The sequence below is a fragment of the Methanosarcina barkeri MS genome, assembly GCF_000970025.1.
GTDB classification, from domain to species: domain Archaea; phylum Halobacteriota; class Methanosarcinia; order Methanosarcinales; family Methanosarcinaceae; genus Methanosarcina; species Methanosarcina barkeri.
In genome coordinates, this window is record NZ_CP009528.1 from 4,077,723 (window position 1) to 4,094,388 (window position 16,666).

Genomic DNA, 16,666 nt, shown 5'->3' on the forward strand with positions numbered 1-16,666 from the left:
TTCAACTTTCTCCTTATAATGATCCTTCAGGAATTTTCCGGAGCTTCCAGTTTTAGTTAATTCCAGTTTTAGTTAATTCCAGTTTTAGTTAATTCCAGTTTTAGTTGATTCCAGTTTTAGTTGATTCCAGTTTTAGTTGATTCCAGTTTTAGTTGATTCCAGTTTTAGTTGATTCCAGTTTTAGTTAATTCCCGTTTAAGTTCCCATTATCTTCTGTTCCAGGAGTCGATTTTAATTTCAGAATTTCTTTAAGAGCATCTTCAACTGTGAAGCTTGCAGTGTCTACTGGCAATCCTCTTGCTCTGAGTTCTTTCATCATAGAAGCTATAGGCGGAAGAGGCTCGAATCCTTTTTCTAGGTAGCTTTCCCGGCTCCCCTGAAAAATAATTCTTCCTTCCCTTATGAGCACTATTCTTTCCAGCAAGGGGAAGAACCCCTTAAGATTATGGGTTACAGTTATAACCGCAGTACCCTTCTCTTTAATTCTTTTAAGTGTATCAAGAATGTCCTTTTTCCCTACCGGGTCAAGCCCTGTTATTGGCTCGTCCAGAATAAGATAGTCCGGCCTGAGAGCAAGGGCGCTTGCAAGGGCAACTCTTTGCATTTCTCCTCCACTCAGGCTGAAAGGGTCTCGAGAAATCTCACTATGGTCAAGAGCAACAGCTTCAATTGCCTCATATACCCTTTCCTCGGTTTCTTTTTTCGAGTACCCAAAGTTCAGGGGCCCAAAAGCTATTTCCTCATATACGGTCTTACAAAAGAGCTGGTCAGCAGCCTGCTGAAAAACCATTCCTATCCTGCGTTTCGTCTCTCTTAAAGAAGGATCAAGACCGTCTACGCGGACGGTTCCGGTTTCCGGCTTCAAAATTCCGTTGAAAAGTTTTGTGAGAGTAGATTTCCCTGCACCTTTTTCTCCCAGAATTCCCACAAACTCTCCTTTCTCTATCCGCAGGTTGATATTTCTCAATGCGAGAGTTTCGAGAGGAGTCTTTCTGGAGTAGGAAAAACTTACGTTTTCAAGAATAATCGGCATATTTCCTCTGCAAAGCTCTGTGGAGAAGAGGTTTTTTTCCAGGGAATTACGATTCCGTGCATTTTCAGGTTCTCGGCCAGCTCAATAAGGGAAGGCAGGGCAAGCCCAAGGGTCTTGAGGGAAGCATCGGAAAAAATGCTTTCCGGTTTGCCTTCAAGCCTTATTTTCCCTTTTTCCATGACAATGACTCTGTCTGCGTCATGAAGTTCTTCGAGATTGTGAGTGATATATACAATGGTTTTTCCCTTCCTGTGCAGTTTTTTTATAGTTTCTAGAATGGTTATTCCGGACCCAGGGTCAAGCATGGAGGTTACCTCATCAAAGATAAGGCATTCAGGCCTCATTGCAAGAATTCCTGCCAGAGCTACACACTGCCCCTGTCCTCCACTCAGGGTTTTCGGAGAACGGTGTCTGTACTTCTCAAGCCCGGTTTCGGCAAGTGCCATATCAACACACTTTCGGATTTCCACAGGGGGGAGGCAAAGATTCTCTGGGCCGAAAGCCAGATCTTCTTCGACAGTCCGACCTACAAATTGAGTTTCAGGATTCTGGAACACGATACCTACGAGCTTCCTGATTCCCGGAAGTTTTGAGGGATCACGTGTGTCAATTCCACTTATCATTACCCTGCCAGCCTGTGGTTTCAGGAGTCCGCTTAGTTGAAGGGCAAGTGTGGATTTTCCACTGCCGTTTTTTCCTATTACCCCTATGAATTCCCCTTTTTTTATAACCAGATTTATATTCTCAAGCGCAAGGGTACCATCAGGATAACTGTAACTCACTTTTTCAAGCTTGATCATGTCTACTCTAAATTTTCATTATATCTTTTAAAACACATTATGATTTATTAGAGATTATTACAAATTATTATAATATTTATTGAAAATTTGAGTTTTGCCTTTATTTTTATTTATAAAAAATTAAAAGAAAGTAATTTTATAGCTTGTAGGTTGAAGCAATATATGCGGCAACTCCAGTTTTTATGATTTCACCGAGCAGAAAAGGAATGACACCAAGAGCAAGGGCTGCTCCAGGTCCAATGTCAGCTACAAACATCAATTGAATAAATCCGCATGTATAGAGAATCAGGACTCCTGCACTCATATTAAGGGCATTGATAAAGAAACCGGATTTATCAGCCTTTTCAGCCTTTTCGGAAAGCTTTCCTATAACATAAGCCGCCAGAATGAAGCCAGTTATGTACCCACCTGTGGGCCCAAGAAGCACTCCCATTCCAGAACTGCCTCCTGCAAACACAGGAAGTCCTGCTATGCCGAGAAGGGTATACACTATCATGCTCAAGCCTCCCCATTTGCTTTTCAACATACTTCCTGCAAGCAGGACAAAGAATACCTGCAGTGTAACAGGGACAGGAGAGAAAGGTATAGGAATCTGTATATAAGCCCCTACGGCGGCCAGAGCTGCAAAAAGAGATGCGAAAACCATCATTCTTAGTTCAGGAGTCCGATTGAAATAAGGCTCTTTGTTTTTTATGTACACATTTTTTCCTCTTATGAATTGTACTCAGCTTTTCTCATTTTTCTCTTTTTTAAGCCTGTCAAAGTTGCTTACATCCCTGAATTGGCAGGCATGAAAATTCAGTGCAAATTTAAAGCTGTAATATATAGAAACTGAAATATAGAAACTGAAATATAGAAACTGAAATATAGAAACTGAAGCCTCGAGTAACCTTGTCAGCTTTATAATGATAACTTCATAACGGTTAATTCCAGTCCTGAAAGCTATATAGCAACTGAAAATTCAAAGTATTGTTAACCATTTTTGAGTTAAAGGTTTACATTTGATTTAAAACTTTCCTGAAATCGCAGTTCTTGTTTTCAGGCATACATTTATCCCATCCGGAGCGATAATTAAATATACATCTTATACCGGTATTATGGATCACCTGAAATGCAAATTCAGCAGGTAGTTGAAAAAATGTATTGTTAGGGAAGTATTTCATGGGCGTGTGGCCTAGCCAGGATATGGCGGCAGCCTCCTAAGCTGTAAATCGGGGGTTCAAATCCCTTCACGCCCGCTAATTTCTTTTAATCTGTAGTTTCCTTAATTCGTATTCTTTTAGCCTCTTTTTTCAGTTTTATCACGAAATAAAAGTCTATTTTTGAAGTCCGGGGTTTCCAACTCTAAGGCGTTATGGACATGCCTGCTCAGAAGAACCAGATATTTCTGAACTACTACCTTTCTGAACTACTACCTTTCTGAACTACTACCTTTCTGAACTACTACCTGTGTAAATATTCGTGGAAACAATGGAAAATATTTTATCTGGAAAGTAAGTATTCCATAGCAGTATAACAATACATTTTTATTGATCATAGCTCAGTGCATTCTACTTCATTAGAACAGAAAAATGCTAACCCAGAGGAAACACGAATTGATTAGAAAAGCCAGAGTAAATGACGTAGTTGTAATGAAACAAATCATCAATACTTATTCGAAGGAAGAGCTAATGCTTGCCCGTTCGCTGAGTGAGATGTATGAGAATATTAGAGATTATTACGTCTGCGAGATTGATGGGGAAGTTGTGGGCTGCTGTGCCCTGCATGTAGTATGGGAAGACCTTGCAGAGATACTTGCCCTTGCTGTGCACCCGGTATGTGCAAGAAAGGGAATAGGTACAAAGCTTGTCTCGGCCTGTCTTGAGGACGCTAAAAACCTTGGTATGAAAGAAGTTTTCGCACTTACTTATGTGCCTGGCTTTTTCGAGACATTGGACTTTAAGGTTGTAGACAAAAACACCCTTCCCAGAAAGATCTGGTCCGGTTGTTTGAGATGCCCTAAGTTTCCGGATTGTAACGAAATTGCTGTTATGAAGTCGATTAATCCCTGAATAGCTTTAGAAATTCTTCTTTGAAATCCTTCTTTTCTATTTTTTGAGCCTAAGACTTTAAATTCAAAACTACAGGATTTCGATTTGCAGTGTTTAAAATAAATATAAATAGCCAATAATCAAAAATTATTTATTCAGGCAGTTACATTTTTAGGCTATCCTAATTATCGGTTTGGAGTCCGGCATATGCTGGCGGGATGATGTAATGCAGATAGATCGATTTGAAGAATATCTTGAAACTATTCTCTACCTAATTAGAAAAAATCAGAACCCTGCAAAGACCAAACAGATCTCTGAAGAACTCAACGTATCTCCGCCAAGCGTGACGGAAATGATAAAAAAGTTACATTCTTCGGGACTTGTGGAGTATACACCTTATCAGGGAGTTGAATTAACAAAAAAAGGAACTGATCAGGCTATAAAGATCAAAAGGAAACACCAGGTACTTGAAACTTTTCTGGTTGACGTCCTTGATTTTGATAGGAAGGAAGCCCATAAAGAAGCCTGTGAACTTGAGCATGCGGTCTCAGATGCCGTACTTGAAAAGATCTACGAATTTCTGGGATGCCCTGAGTATTGCCCTGACGGGAACCCGATCAATATTGATAAAAATAATATCGTGCAAGAGGAAGAATTTGTCCCACTTGATGAAATGGAAGAAGGAAGTTCAGGCAGAGTTGTCCGGGTGACTCTTCCAAGAGAGACGAAAGAACGCCTGATCTCCCTTGGCATTCTTGCGGGAGAAGATATTAAAGTCAGGCGAAAGCAAAAACAGGGCTGTATCTCGGTTATAGCAGTAGGGTCGGAAATTGCTCTCGGAAAGGATATTGCAAAGAAAATTTTCATAGCTCCGAAGGGCAGAAACGTGTAAAAAAAACATAGAGAAGGCATATAACTGGCATGGAGTAAAATAACCGAAGACGCAGTAGGAATTTCCAGCTCATGCTGTACTTCCGAAAGCGAAAGTCAGAGCAAAAGCCCCTATGATTTGACAATAGCTTTCATAGGCAACCCAAGTGTTGGAAAAAGCGTTTTTTTCAGCAGGCTTACAGGGGTAGGAGTCGAGGTCTCAAATTATCCTGGCACGACAGTTGCACTTAAAAAAGGAATTGTAAAAGCTAGGGGAAAAACTATTGAAATAGTTGACCTGCCAGGAATTTATTCTCTTGGAGTCACAAACGAAGATGAGAAAGTAACCAAGCAATTTTTGATTGAGGAACGGCCGGATATTGTTATCAATGTCGTTGACGCAAGCAGGCTCGAAAGGAATCTGTACCTGACCCTGCAGCTTCTGGAACTCGATATCCCTATGGTTATTGCGTTAAATCAGGTAGATCTGGCTGCAGACCTCGGGATTCTCGTTGATACAGACGAACTCTCCGAACTACTTGGCCTACCTGTAGTACCAACAGTTGCGACCTGGGGAGTAGGGCTTGATGAAGTAATGCTTGTAGCCCTTGACGAACAGAATAAGACTCAAGAGCACCACAGGGTAAGATATAGCCAGTGGATCCAGCAGGCTCTTTCTAACCTTGACTATACCTTTCCCAATATACCTCCAATCGTAAAAATGGCAGCTCTACTAAACGATGCCGAGTTTGTAGAACTCTACTGTATGCCACCTGAAGCTAATGCCTTGCTTTCTTCTGGCAGGCGGTTAAGGCAAAACCTGGAGATAGAACAGAGGATTTCAGTACCTGATACTGTTGCAAGAGACCTCTATGGAGAAGCAGGATATATTGTGGACCGCGTGGTTTCAAGGTTTGAACCTAAAAAAAATATAAGGGAAAGAATCGATGCAATCCTTACCTCCCCTAATTTCGGAATTGCAGTGCTCATATCTGCCCTGCTCATTACATTCCTTCTTGTTTTCCGGGTAGGAGGATTCCTCGAGACCTGGATTGTGAATGAAATCTTTGAGCCTCATGTGATTCTTCCTGCCGAAGCCGCAACTTCTGGCATGTCGCCTGTCCTGAAAAACCTGATCGTGTATTCTCTTCGAGGAGTAGAGGCCGGATTTGCAATCGCAATTCCATATATTGCAGTCTTTTATGCCATTCTTTCAATATTCGAGGATTCGGGGTATCTTACCAGAGCAGCTTTTCTGCTTGACAATCTTACCCATAAGCTTGGGCTTCACGGAAGAGCCGTGATTCCGCTGGTTCTCGGCTTTGGCTGCAACGTCCCTGCAATTATGGCAGTGCATTCCCTTGGCACACGGCGGGAAAAGAGGATAGCTTCCATTTTGATATCTCTAATTCCCTGCTCTGCGCGAACTGTCATTATCCTTGGGCTTGTAGGAACTTTTGTAGGTTTTTGGCCTGCAGTTTCAATCTATGTTCTGGAGATCGTCATTATTACCGGAGTGGGTTTAATTCTAGGGAAAAGTCTGCCAGGTCAGAGAAGTGGATTCATCATGGAAATGACTCCTCTCAGAAAGCCCGAATTGAAATCTACCCTCAGGAAGACGTGGATGAAAAGCCGGGAATTTCTATATATAGCGTTTCCGCTTCTGCTCGTTGGAAGTGCTTTTCTGGGGGTTGCCGACGCACTGGGACTTCTTTCAATCTTCCAGGACTTTGTAGAGCCTATATCCGTGGGCCTGCTGGGCCTTCCGGCATTTGCGGCGACTGCCCTGGTATTTGGGATTCTCCGAAAGGAAATGGCGCTTCAGATCCTTGCCGTACTTGCAGGTACGGCCAATTTTGCAGCTGTAATGACACCTCTCCAGATGTACCAATTTGCTGTAATTACGACAATCTATATGCCGTGTGTAGCAACGATTGCAGTACTGAGGCACGAACTAGGTACAAAGGATACGGCTTTGATAGTTATTTTCACCATACTGCTGGCTCTCGGAGTGGGCATTTTGATTCGGATTTTTGGGCCGTATTTCCTTTGATTTCTTTTTTCTGTTTTTAGACTCCGCTGCAGATTTTATTGTCCCGGCTTTCCTCAAAAGTAACTGTCTTTTTCTACAGTCTACGTAGGTTATTTTATGAAAGGAAAATTTCTCTAATTGGGCATAACATTTATATATTGATAAGATTGTTTTCTTCTTTTTAAAATATTCTGCCTTTACCGCAAATTATTAATATTCGATACATAGTGTTATTCCCGATGACCCGAATTACCACTCACTTACACAAAAACGTGTTGAGTGTTATTATGGATATAATTGAAATGGATCATTTCCGCGAGCCTGAACTCGATGAGGTTCAATATTTCCTTGAAAGCACCGGAACTCACGGTTCCATTGTTAATGAAACTGCTGTGGAAATGGACTGTACCTCCTCAAAAATCCAAGCAAGGGAGAATGTACTGGTCGATTTTGAGAGCTCCTTTTCATCCATGAACTAACACTTTCCCTAAAATTTATCCCCTTTATTGGAATCCAACTCTTTAACTCCTTGTATTTTGAAGTTAAGCTTGGGTTTCATTCCTCTATTTTGTAGTATTATGAACCACGATGAACCTTTTCTCTCGGGGTTTCCCTGTAAATCTACATGGGGTTTGAACATAATTCTTACTCGATTTGTTCAGGGATGAAATATTTGGGCAGTTATCTCTATTTATTGCTTTTTATCACAGGCATTTATCACAGGCATATCGAAAAATATTTATTCAAATTTTCATTAAAGTTGTTTCTCTTTGTTTCCTAATTTTCTTTTGTTTCCTAATTTTCTTTTGTTTCCTAATTTTCTTTTGTTTCCTAATTTTCTTTTGTAATCTGATTTTCCTTACCCTTTTTCTGTTGTTTCCTTAAAGGTCAGTTTTCATTTTTGGAAACTATATATCTCGGTCTTCCTGCATATCCAGCCCGATTTACTGAGTATTTCAACAAAGATTAAATAAAAAGATTTTTGTTCCTCTTTATCAAGAGTTATATAAGACAAGAAAAACTATCGATTACCATATATATTTAAAGAAAGATTACATGTACTTTGTACATATTATTTAACTTCCTATGATCTAATCAATTTAATTATTAATGTGCTGGCTGCCTTGTCACCAGAAAATTCCAGGCTGTCAGGAAATCGGAACCCGAACATCATAAGAGGTATTTTTATGAGAACTGGACAGAGGGACGTGCATAATACACCGCTTAAAAGGCGACTATCGATAACCTATGAGGAGCTCGAGACTCTCAAAAAATCGATAAAGGTTTCGGTTCTCAATGAACTGCGGGCCGAAATGGAAAACACTTCCGATCAGGACTCCATCAAGGATCTTGTCCTCTCCGAAATCAGGACAGAGCTTATGGGGATCCCTAACCCTGCTTCACTCAAAGCTTCAATCCTGAACGAATTAAGAACGGAATTGAAAACATCAGGGGAAAATGGCTCGGAAGCGGCTGACCGGAAGCTGAGGGAACTTGCAGGCATTCAGGATGGACTTGTCCGCGAATTGCTTGACCAGAAAATGCTTATAAAGAAACTGGAAACACAGATCGGAGATCTCGCTAAACAACTGGAAGACACAAAAAAGGCTACTCCAGTTGCTCCACCTTCTGTAGTTCTGTCTTCTCCTTCTGTTGTTCCATCTTCTATTAATCGGACTCTTTCTGAAGACCCTCTGGACCTTCCGCCTCTCTCCAAAAAACCCAAACAAAAACCTGAGCTTAAAAAAGAAAACCCGGTATACAGATTGGGTAAATTCAAAGAAGCCCCTGCTCCCCTACCAGGTACACGCGCAAAGATTCAGCTGAAGCTCAGGGAGGTTGAGCCGGCAGATCTTGACAGAGAAGAAGCCGAAACAAAGTGTGAATATATTATTGCAGAAAGTGGAGATAAAAGAGGGCTTAGAGGCACTGTTAGACATGGACCATCGGTTAGACCATCGATTAGAGAACCTGCCAGGCAACAACCGCCAATAAGAACACAGTTCAGTAAGCCAACTTCAGGATCGTCGTTACCTGAAAGGCAACCTTCTACTGTTAAAAAGAGTCCTGTGGAAACAAAACCTGCCGATGATTATAAATGTGAGTATATAATCGCCGAGAGACCTTCGAAAAAGCACTTAATAGAAGAGGCTGTGGATGTGCGGGAAAATGAAGATGCCGAGCTTATTACATGTAGCCGGAAAAATTCTCGGGAGAAATAAAGCTTAAAAAGACAGAAACATTCTCAAAAACGTAAGATTACAGAGGCATTCTGTGTATATAAAAGAGATTGAATTTGTTAATTTTAAGTCTTTCGGAAAAAAAGTAAAGATTCCCTTTTATAACGACTTTACTACAATTTCAGGTCCGAACGGGAGTGGAAAGTCTAACATAATAGATGGGATTCTTTTTGCACTCGGGCTCACAAGTTCAAGGACCCTTCGCGCTGAAAAACTTACAGATCTGATTTACAACGGCGATGCGTCAAAGAAGCCTGATTTTGCTCAGGTTACGATCCGTTTTGACAACTCGGACCATAAGTTACCCATAGAGCTTGACGAAGTTGAAGTCTCAAGAAAGGTTCGGCGGACAAAAAGCGGGTATTATAGCTATTTTTATTTCAATGGAAAGGCCGTAAGTCTTGGAGAAATCCATTCTCAGCTTGAAAAAGCCGGGATAACGCCTGAAGGTTACAATGTGGTTATGCAAGGAGATGTAACGCAGATTATCTCCATGACCTCTGTAGAAAGAAGAAAGATTATAGACGAAATCGCAGGGGTTGCAGAATTTGACGAACGTAAGCAAAAGGCACTTGGAGAACTGGAAGTCGTCAGACAGCAAATCGAGCGCGTGGATATAATCCTTGAAGAGGTACGCACACAGCTAGGAAAACTGGCAGGAGAACGCGACCAGGCCTTAAAATATCAAGCGCTCAAGGCTGAAAAAGTAAAATTTGAAGGATATCTCCTACTTTCCAAACTCAAGGACGCGAGGGCTGAACTGCAAAATGTAGATAAAGAACTCGCAGGCAAAGAAGAGCATTTTGAAAAAGTCCAGCTCCTCCTGAATGAGAGAATGCAGGAACTTCAGGCACTTGAAAAAACCTTGGAAGAGCTTTCGGTTGAAATCCGAAAAAAAGGGGAGGACGAACAGCTTCAGGTTAAGAGGGAGATCGAAGAGACAAAGGGAGAAATTTCTCGCTGCGTAGATAGCATCGAGCTTTCGGAATCCGAACTTGAGGAAGCTGATTCACGGCGCAGGAAAGCCTTTGTAGAGATCGATTCCACCAAGGGCAAGGTAGAGGAACTCGAAGAAAAAATTGAAGCCGAAAACCTGAGAAAAGAAAGCATTTCTTCAGAGCTTTCCGAGCGCAAAACCGAGCGTATGCTGCTCCAGAGCAGGATTGCGGATGTGGACGCAAAATTTGCTGCTACACGGGATGAGCTCATGGCTGCCAGGAAGAAGCTTGAGGATGTAAAAAACGAGAAAAATGAGTTAATCCGAAACGAAGACCGGCTCCTTGATACCCTCCGAAGAAAATCTTTAGAACTCCGGGAGATAGAAAACCAGATCAAAGACGCTGAAGCCGCAGTTGCTACTTCTGACAGTGATACGCTTTCTGTCAAGTACGAGCTTGAAAAGCTTTCTGAAAACCTGGAATCTCTTATCCGAGACCGTGATGATATTGAAAGCAGCCATTTCAGGATAAAGGAAGATATCAGGAAACTTGAGAACAGGCTTCACGACCTCCAGCAGGAGTACACAATCACAGAGGCAAGAGTGCGGTCATCGGAACAGGGCGGAGGCTATTCCAGGGCTGTGGAAATGGTAATAGGAGCTGCAAGGCAGGAGGACCTTTTTGGAATTCATGGGACCATTGCCCAGCTTGGAAGAGTGGACAGGCAATACTCAACAGCTCTGGAAATTGCTGCGGGAAACCGGATGCAGGCAATTGTTGTGGACACGGACGCTGATGCTGCCGAAGCAATCGAGTACCTGAAGCGGAGAAAAGGAGGAAGAGCAACCTTCCTCCCCCTCAACAAACTGAGAGAGCCCAGGCGGCTTGAAAATCTAAGTTACGAAAACGGAGTAATAGGATACGCAATTGACCTTATTCAATTTGATTCTGGTTTTGAGTCTGCTTTCTGGTACGTTTTTCAGGATACTCTTGTTATGGAAAACCTTGAAAGTGCCCGCCGCCTCATGGGAAAGGCAAGAATGGTAACCCTTGAAGGCGAACTTCTGGAAAAGAGCGGAGCAATGGTAGGAGGGTCGATATCCTCGAAATCGGGCACTTCTTTTGCGGCTGCAGAAAAAGACAAACTGCTTGAGCTTGCAGAGGAGATCAAATCCCTGGATGCAAGCCGGAATGCAGCAATAAGCAAGCAGGACAGCATTGAAAGCCATCTTTTCGAACTGAGTAGGAAAATTCGGGACTGTGAAGCTACGATTTCACGAAAAGAGAACCAGCTTGATGAAATTGCAGGCAGGGAAGCAAAACTTGCTGAACTTCTTGAAGCAAAACAGGCTGATCTTAAAGCAATTGAAGAGTCCAGAACCGAACTCGGGACTGAAATGGATAGGGTAACTGCGGAAAAAACTGATAAGGAAAAGGCCGCGTCTGAACTTGAGGAACAGATCTCAGGACTTGAAGCAAAACTTGCGGATTCACCTCTGCCTGAAATCAATAAAAAGATAGAATTCGTTGATGAGGAACTCCGCAGGCTGGATGGTCGAATCCGGGATACTGAAGCCACGTTAAATGCCCTGCAGCTTGAAAAAGAGTATGCTGAACAGAAAATTGACGAAGCAAAGGAACTTATAAAGGAACTTGATGAGAAGAAAGCTTCAAGAATGAAAAAAGTTAACTCTCTGAAGATAAAAATAAAGGAATTAGAGGAAAAACTTGAGGAAAAGAAAGCCAGAGAGATCGAGCTTTCGGATGAACTGATAGGGCTCCAGCAAGAACGGGAAAAGGTTCAGGCCGAACACAATGCGGTCAAGCGCAGGGTAAGTACTGCCTCAACTACACTTGAAAAAGCAAAGCAACAGGTGCTTACGCTGACGGCTACAAAAAATGCGCTTTTAGGTCAGGAAAAGCAGTTTGTCGAAGAACTCCTGAAAAGAGGCATAGAAGAGACTGATGAGGTTCCAAATTACGAAACCGTTTACATGCGGATTCAGGCAATTGACGAAGCCCTCAGGCAACTTGAACCCGTAAACATGAGAGCAATTGACGAGTATAATGAGGTAGAGTTAAGACTTTCGGATTTGCAAGGAAAGCGGGATACTCTCTTTACCGAGAGAGAGCAGCTCCTTGAGCGCATTGACCAGTATGAGCAGTTAAAACGAGATGCCTTTATGGAAGCCTATACAAGCATTAATGCCAACTTCAAGGAGATTTTCCATGAGCTTTCCGACGGGGTGGGTGAACTCTTGCTTGATGATCCTGATGACCCTTTTGCAGGAGGGATGACTATTCAGGCGCAGCCCAAGGAAAAAACTCTCCAGCGGATCGAGGCAATGTCTGGAGGAGAAAAAAGCCTTACCGCACTTGCATTCATTTTCGCGATCCAGCAATACCGTCCTGCTCCCTTCTATGCTTTTGATGAAATTGATATGTTTCTTGACGGCTGGAATGTGGAAAGGGTTTCAAAACGCGTTAAAACCTCAGGATCAAAAGTCCAGTTTATTGTTGTCTCCTTAAGAAAACCTATGATCCAGGCCGCATCAAGGACAATAGGGGTTACAATGCAGGAAAATAACCTCACGAGTATTACCGGAGTGAAACTTAATGGCTGAGCTTATGGATAACGCGGGCACAGCGCTTGAAGTTCCTCGTCTTCAGGCTCGTACGGTTTCTGAATCCAGAGAAAATAACTCTATTTTTATGGAATCCGAAACTTATGGGCTGCCAGGTACTCTTTCATACCTTGGAATCGATTGGGACCTGCTTGATATTTCAGAGTTTAAGACCTCCGAACCTCTGGGCATACTGGTTGAGCTTGCAAGGGTCGGAAAAATCGATCCATGGGATATAGACATAGTACAGCTTACTGACGGTTTCCTGAAAAAGGTGGAAGAGCTCAAGCAGATGGACCTTAGAATTTCTTCAAGGACGCTTCTTTATTCTGCTATTCTCCTGCGCATGAAATCTTCGGGAATCCTTGATGTGGAAGAGGAAGAGATTGATACATTTGATTCGGATTTTCCTGATGATCCCGATTTCCCTGAGCCTGCAGATTTTCCTATCCCGAAACTTCCAGTTCGTCGTGTATCCACAAGGCCGGTAACACTCAATGAACTGATTCTTGAACTCAAGAAAGCCGAAAAATGCCTCTCAAGAAAAAATGAAAAAAAAGCCAGACAGATTTCAGAAGAATCCAATCCTCGCCCTAAGCTTACTACCGGAGATGTCCTTGGCATTGCACATGACGAAGCTATCAGCTCGCGGTTGTCCCTGATGTGGGAAAGGCTTGCCGAACTATTTACGAAGCAGTCTGTAGTGGTTTTTTCGAGTATACTGAAGGGAAGCGAAGACAGAATTATGGATTATCTTTCTCTTCTTTTCCTTGCCTCAAGCAAGAAAATCTGGCTTTTCCAGAATGAGCTTTTCGAAGAATTATACATCTATCCGGGAGAAGAGTCCGGCTTTTCCACCGAGGCAAATCCACCCCTCTTTCATGAGATGTTAATAAAATCAAAAACTGAAATTTCTAAGCCTGAAACTGAAGATTCTTCAGAGCTAAATTCTACAGAAGAGATCTCTCTGCATGAAAACACTGATAAAGAGCCTGAGTTAACCGTACATTGATATTTACTAATTAACTTAATTAAGAAAAAATTTATCCCTTTTCTGGAAGTGAAATTTATGAGTGAGCTTGAGATTATCGAAGCTGCGCTTTTTGCTGCTGGCAGGGCAATAAGCCTCGAAAAGCTTACAAAAATTACAGGAAAACCCAAAAAAGCCGTCCTTTCGGCAATACAGAAATTGACAGAGATTTATTCTTCCCGAGGATCCGGGATTGAGATTCTTGATCTTGGGGAGCGGTATGTTATGCAGGTCAAGCCCGAATACTCCGAGCTTATGCGGGAAGTCGCCCCAAAAGAGCTTTCAGCCCCAAAACTTCGTACCCTTTCCATGATTGCCTATCATCAGCCCCTGCTACAGTCAGACCTCATTGATATGAGAGGAAGCGGAGCCTATGATCATATAAAGGATCTTGTAGAGCGGGGTTTTGTAGAGTCCGTGCCCTGCGGGAGAAGCAGGCAGCTTTCAACAACCCCTCTTTTTGCAGATTACTTCGGGCTTAAAAGAAATGACCCTAAAGACATAAAAGAGAAAATCCTTGACCTTTTGAGATCCCAGGCAGGGCAGAGTGAGATCGACTTCTGGATAGGAAAGAAAACCATTGTTGTGACTCCCATGTATGAATCTCTTATGAGCATGTGCGGGATAAGGGAATACTTCGTAGCCAATGCCTACTCACCTTCGAAAGAGGAAATCTCCCGCCTGCTTGAAGCCGATGTTGTCGTGGTCTCGGCCGGTTACTCTGATACGGTACGACAGTACTGCGACGGAGAGATCCTTGAGATGCATTCAACAACTTTTGAAGACCTTATCGAAGCAGTTACCTTACTTACTGAAGAACTTCCCGATGAGGTAGACTCCAAAACAGTGGAAAAAAACATAAAGAAGATTCAAGAAACAAGGGAAAGATATGTTTCTGCTGCCGTTCTTATCGAGAAGAAGGTCAAGCCGGCAACTGAAATGATTTCAAGAATCGTAAATGACCTTTCCCTTGGAATTTCTGCAGAGGGAGTTCTTATCGCACCTGACTATGGGGTTTCGAAAAGCGGAGTTAAAATTGAAAAAGGGGCTCAGATCCTCATACCCACACACCGCAGTGTTGCAGGTGACCTTCTCCAGAGAGTCTGTGCAAAGTATGATTCTATTCTTGAGGGCCTTGAGAGGTTAAAAGACTGATATGCCTTATTGATGCACAATCTTCCTCATCTCTGGTTATTTTTTTTGAATTACGGGCGCCCTTAATTTAAATTTTTCTGTGGCATTTATATTCTATATATAAAGCATTTATATAGTAGCCGGGGCATTTAACTATAGCTTTATATACTGGGCAGAGGATATTACCTTTGCTTTATATACTGAGGGTTGACTAATGAGCGAATCTAGCATCAAGATCGAAAATGTGGTTGCATCCACTAAACTCGCTGAAGAATTCGACTTAACCGTTATCGAATCAAGGTTCGAAGGAGCCGAATACAACAAGCAGAAGTTTCCCGGGCTCGTTTACAGAGTTTCAGATCCTAAAGCTGCATTCCTGGTCTTTACTTCCGGTAAGGTTGTCTGTACAGGAGCAAAAAACGTTGCCGATGTACATACAGTTATAGGCAACATGGCGAAAAAGCTGAACAGTATAGGGATTACGACTATAGAGAACCCTCAGATTACTGTCCAGAACATTGTTGCTTCTGCAGACCTGCATACTATTCTGAACCTGAACGCAATTGCAATAGGGCTTGGCCTTGAAAATATTGAATACGAGCCTGAGCAGTTCCCTGGCCTTGTGTACAGGATCGATGACCCCAAAGTAGTTGTGCTTATTTTCAGCTCTGGAAAACTGGTAGTTACAGGTGGCAAAACCCCTGAAGATTGCGAGAGGGGGGTTGAAGTCGTCCGCCAGCAGCTCGACAACATGGGGCTTTTATAAGAACCCTCAATTATATTAATGTACCACTTTTCGAGAAGTAAAATAACTGATAAATTATAAACTGAGAAATCATACAATAAAACGGATTCTGCGGTGCGCGTAGAGGTTCCGGTAAAGGATATGTGTGAGACGTGAACAGCGCAGATGTTTGTATTCTTATTCCCACCCTGAACGAAGCTGCAACAATAGGGCAGCTTATCAAGGACTTCAAGCAGGAAGGCTTTTCCAATATTCTGGTAATTGATGGGAACAGCAAGGACGGCACAGGGCAAATTGCAAAAGCCGAAGGCGCAAAAGTTGTCATGCAAACCGGAAAAGGTAAAGGGCAGGCAATGATTCAGGCTTTCGGGCTTATAGAGAGCCCTTACGTAATAATGGTTGATGGTGACGGGACATATCTTGCCCAAGAGGCTCATTCCATTCTCAAGCCTGTGCTGGAAGGCCATGCTGACCACGTTATAGGCAACCGGCTGGAGAAGTACTCCCAGGGAGCTTTTACGAGGCTCAATCTTGTGGGCAACCATTTGATAAATATGTTTTTTGACATTGCATATGGCGTGAAATTAAAAGACATTCTCTCTGGATACCGTGCGTTTACGCTTGAAAGCGTAAAGGAACTTGAGCTTAATAAGACAGGTTTCGAAATCGAGACCGAAATTTCTGTGGAATGTATTCTTAAAAGACAGAAGGTTGAAGAAGTCCCTATCACTTACTTGCCAAGAAGTGAAAAAGGTTCAACCAAGCTAAATCCGGTAAAAGATGGATTCAGAATCGGGTCTACTATCTATAAGCTTGCAAAATTACATAATCCAATGTTTTACTTTGGAATTATAGGGTTCATCTTAATCATTACAGGCCTGTTCACAGGAACCTTTATTGTAGTCGAGTGGTTCCGGGGAACAGATCATATCCCGCTTACGATTCTTACAACCCTATTGATCATATTCGGTCTTCAGATGTTTATCTTCGGGACTTTGAGTGATTTCATATTAACTCTCCATAGGCAAACAGTCCGGCTAATCATGGAGCAGAATAAACAGAAAAAGTAAAGAACCCTCATAAAAACGATTTGTATTTTTATTATTTATTTTTTACAGTGCCCACTTGTTTGGATTTCTTCTTTTTGCGATAATTTCCAGGTATCTGATATCTCGAATCTCTTTTTATTT

13 protein-coding genes and 1 tRNA gene are annotated in these 16,666 nt (G+C 42.3%); 11 read left to right on the forward strand and 3 right to left on the reverse strand.

The features are described 5' to 3' along the window. Window positions 1-184 precede the first annotated feature (184 nt). The 3 genes from MSBRM_RS16645 to MSBRM_RS16655 form a co-directional block, all read right to left on the reverse strand. Window positions 185-1,033, reverse strand: a complete 849-nt coding sequence (locus tag MSBRM_RS16645; RefSeq protein WP_048122047.1) for an ATP-binding cassette domain-containing protein — start codon at window positions 1,031-1,033, stop codon at window positions 185-187. After that, complete coding sequence (locus tag MSBRM_RS16650) at window positions 1,009-1,833, reverse strand: energy-coupling factor transporter ATPase (RefSeq protein ID WP_048122049.1); 825 nt, start codon at window positions 1,831-1,833, stop codon at window positions 1,009-1,011. The genes MSBRM_RS16645 and MSBRM_RS16650 overlap by 25 nt, the downstream gene beginning before the upstream one ends. A gap of 136 nt (window positions 1,834-1,969) precedes the next feature. Beyond that, complete coding sequence (locus MSBRM_RS16655; RefSeq protein WP_141706393.1) at window positions 1,970-2,482, reverse strand: biotin transporter BioY; 513 nt, start codon at window positions 2,480-2,482, stop codon at window positions 1,970-1,972. A 514-nt stretch (window positions 2,483-2,996) separates the two neighbouring features. On the opposite strand from MSBRM_RS16655, the gene MSBRM_RS16660 reads away from it, so the two are divergent. The 11 genes from MSBRM_RS16660 to aglJ all read left to right on the forward strand — a co-directional run bounded on the left by MSBRM_RS16660 (window position 2,997) and on the right by aglJ (window position 16,546). Next, a tRNA-Arg gene (locus tag MSBRM_RS16660) sits at window positions 2,997-3,071 on the forward strand. A gap of 357 nt (window positions 3,072-3,428) precedes the next feature. Beyond that, entirely contained in the window at window positions 3,429-3,884 is a 456-nt protein-coding gene (locus MSBRM_RS16665) for an N-acetyltransferase (protein WP_230668947.1), read from the forward strand. 205 nt (window positions 3,885-4,089) lie between these two features. Further along, window positions 4,090-4,755 (forward strand): metal-dependent transcriptional regulator, encoded by a 666-nt coding sequence (locus MSBRM_RS16670; RefSeq protein WP_048156355.1) that lies wholly within the window; start codon window positions 4,090-4,092, stop codon window positions 4,753-4,755. A gap of 117 nt (window positions 4,756-4,872) precedes the next feature. Next, a complete protein-coding gene (gene feoB, locus MSBRM_RS16675) occupies window positions 4,873-6,786 on the forward strand; it encodes a ferrous iron transport protein B (protein WP_141706392.1) in 1,914 nt (637 codons plus the stop codon). Between the two features lie 266 nt (window positions 6,787-7,052). Next, window positions 7,053-7,244: a hypothetical protein gene (locus MSBRM_RS16680; protein WP_230628991.1), complete on the forward strand. Its 192-nt coding sequence runs from the start codon at window positions 7,053-7,055 to the stop codon at window positions 7,242-7,244. Window positions 7,245-7,952: 708 nt separating this feature from the next. After that, complete coding sequence (locus tag MSBRM_RS16685) at window positions 7,953-8,987, forward strand: hypothetical protein (RefSeq protein WP_048122061.1); 1,035 nt, start codon at window positions 7,953-7,955, stop codon at window positions 8,985-8,987. Window positions 8,988-9,039: 52 nt separating this feature from the next. Beyond that, window positions 9,040-12,567, forward strand: a complete 3,528-nt coding sequence (gene smc / locus MSBRM_RS16690) for a chromosome segregation protein SMC (protein WP_048156358.1) — start codon at window positions 9,040-9,042, stop codon at window positions 12,565-12,567. Further along, the gene (locus MSBRM_RS16695; RefSeq protein WP_048156361.1) at window positions 12,560-13,579 is read left to right on the forward strand and encodes a segregation and condensation protein A; all 1,020 of its coding nucleotides are present in this window, start codon (window positions 12,560-12,562) and stop codon (window positions 13,577-13,579) included. The genes smc and MSBRM_RS16695 overlap by 8 nt, the downstream gene beginning before the upstream one ends. A 57-nt stretch (window positions 13,580-13,636) precedes the next feature. After that, window positions 13,637-14,752 carry an SMC-Scp complex subunit ScpB gene (gene scpB, locus MSBRM_RS16700; protein WP_048156364.1) on the forward strand — a complete coding sequence of 372 codons (1,116 nt, stop codon included), beginning with the start codon at window positions 13,637-13,639 and terminating at the stop codon, window positions 14,750-14,752. A 193-nt stretch (window positions 14,753-14,945) separates the two neighbouring features. Next, the gene (locus MSBRM_RS16705) at window positions 14,946-15,497 is read left to right on the forward strand and encodes a TATA-box-binding protein (RefSeq protein ID WP_048122070.1); all 552 of its coding nucleotides are present in this window, start codon (window positions 14,946-14,948) and stop codon (window positions 15,495-15,497) included. Between the two features lie 131 nt (window positions 15,498-15,628). Continuing rightward, window positions 15,629-16,546, forward strand: a complete 918-nt coding sequence (gene aglJ, locus MSBRM_RS16710; protein ID WP_048122072.1) for an S-layer glycoprotein N-glycosyltransferase AglJ — start codon at window positions 15,629-15,631, stop codon at window positions 16,544-16,546. The last annotated feature ends 120 nt before the right edge of the window (window positions 16,547-16,666 follow it).

Excerpts from the sequence above, each read along its gene's own strand:
- MSBRM_RS16650 (WP_048122049.1), bottom strand. The coding sequence starts at position 1,833 with ATGATCAAGCTTGAAAAAGTGAGTTACAGTTATCCTGATGGTACCCTT.
- MSBRM_RS16645 (WP_048122047.1), bottom strand. The coding sequence starts at position 1,033 with ATGCCGATTATTCTTGAAAACGTAAGTTTTTCCTACTCCAGAAAGACT.
- MSBRM_RS16695 (WP_048156361.1), top strand. The coding sequence starts at position 12,560 with ATGGCTGAGCTTATGGATAACGCGGGCACAGCGCTTGAAGTTCCTCGT.
- MSBRM_RS16655 (WP_141706393.1), bottom strand. The coding sequence starts at position 2,482 with ATGATGGTTTTCGCATCTCTTTTTGCAGCTCTGGCCGCCGTAGGGGCT.
- MSBRM_RS16705 (WP_048122070.1), top strand. The coding sequence starts at position 14,946 with ATGAGCGAATCTAGCATCAAGATCGAAAATGTGGTTGCATCCACTAAA.
- MSBRM_RS16670 (WP_048156355.1), top strand. The coding sequence starts at position 4,090 with ATGCAGATAGATCGATTTGAAGAATATCTTGAAACTATTCTCTACCTA.
- MSBRM_RS16685 (WP_048122061.1), top strand. The coding sequence starts at position 7,953 with ATGAGAACTGGACAGAGGGACGTGCATAATACACCGCTTAAAAGGCGA.
- MSBRM_RS16680 (WP_230628991.1), top strand. The coding sequence starts at position 7,053 with ATGGATATAATTGAAATGGATCATTTCCGCGAGCCTGAACTCGATGAG.
- scpB (WP_048156364.1), top strand. The coding sequence starts at position 13,637 with ATGAGTGAGCTTGAGATTATCGAAGCTGCGCTTTTTGCTGCTGGCAGG.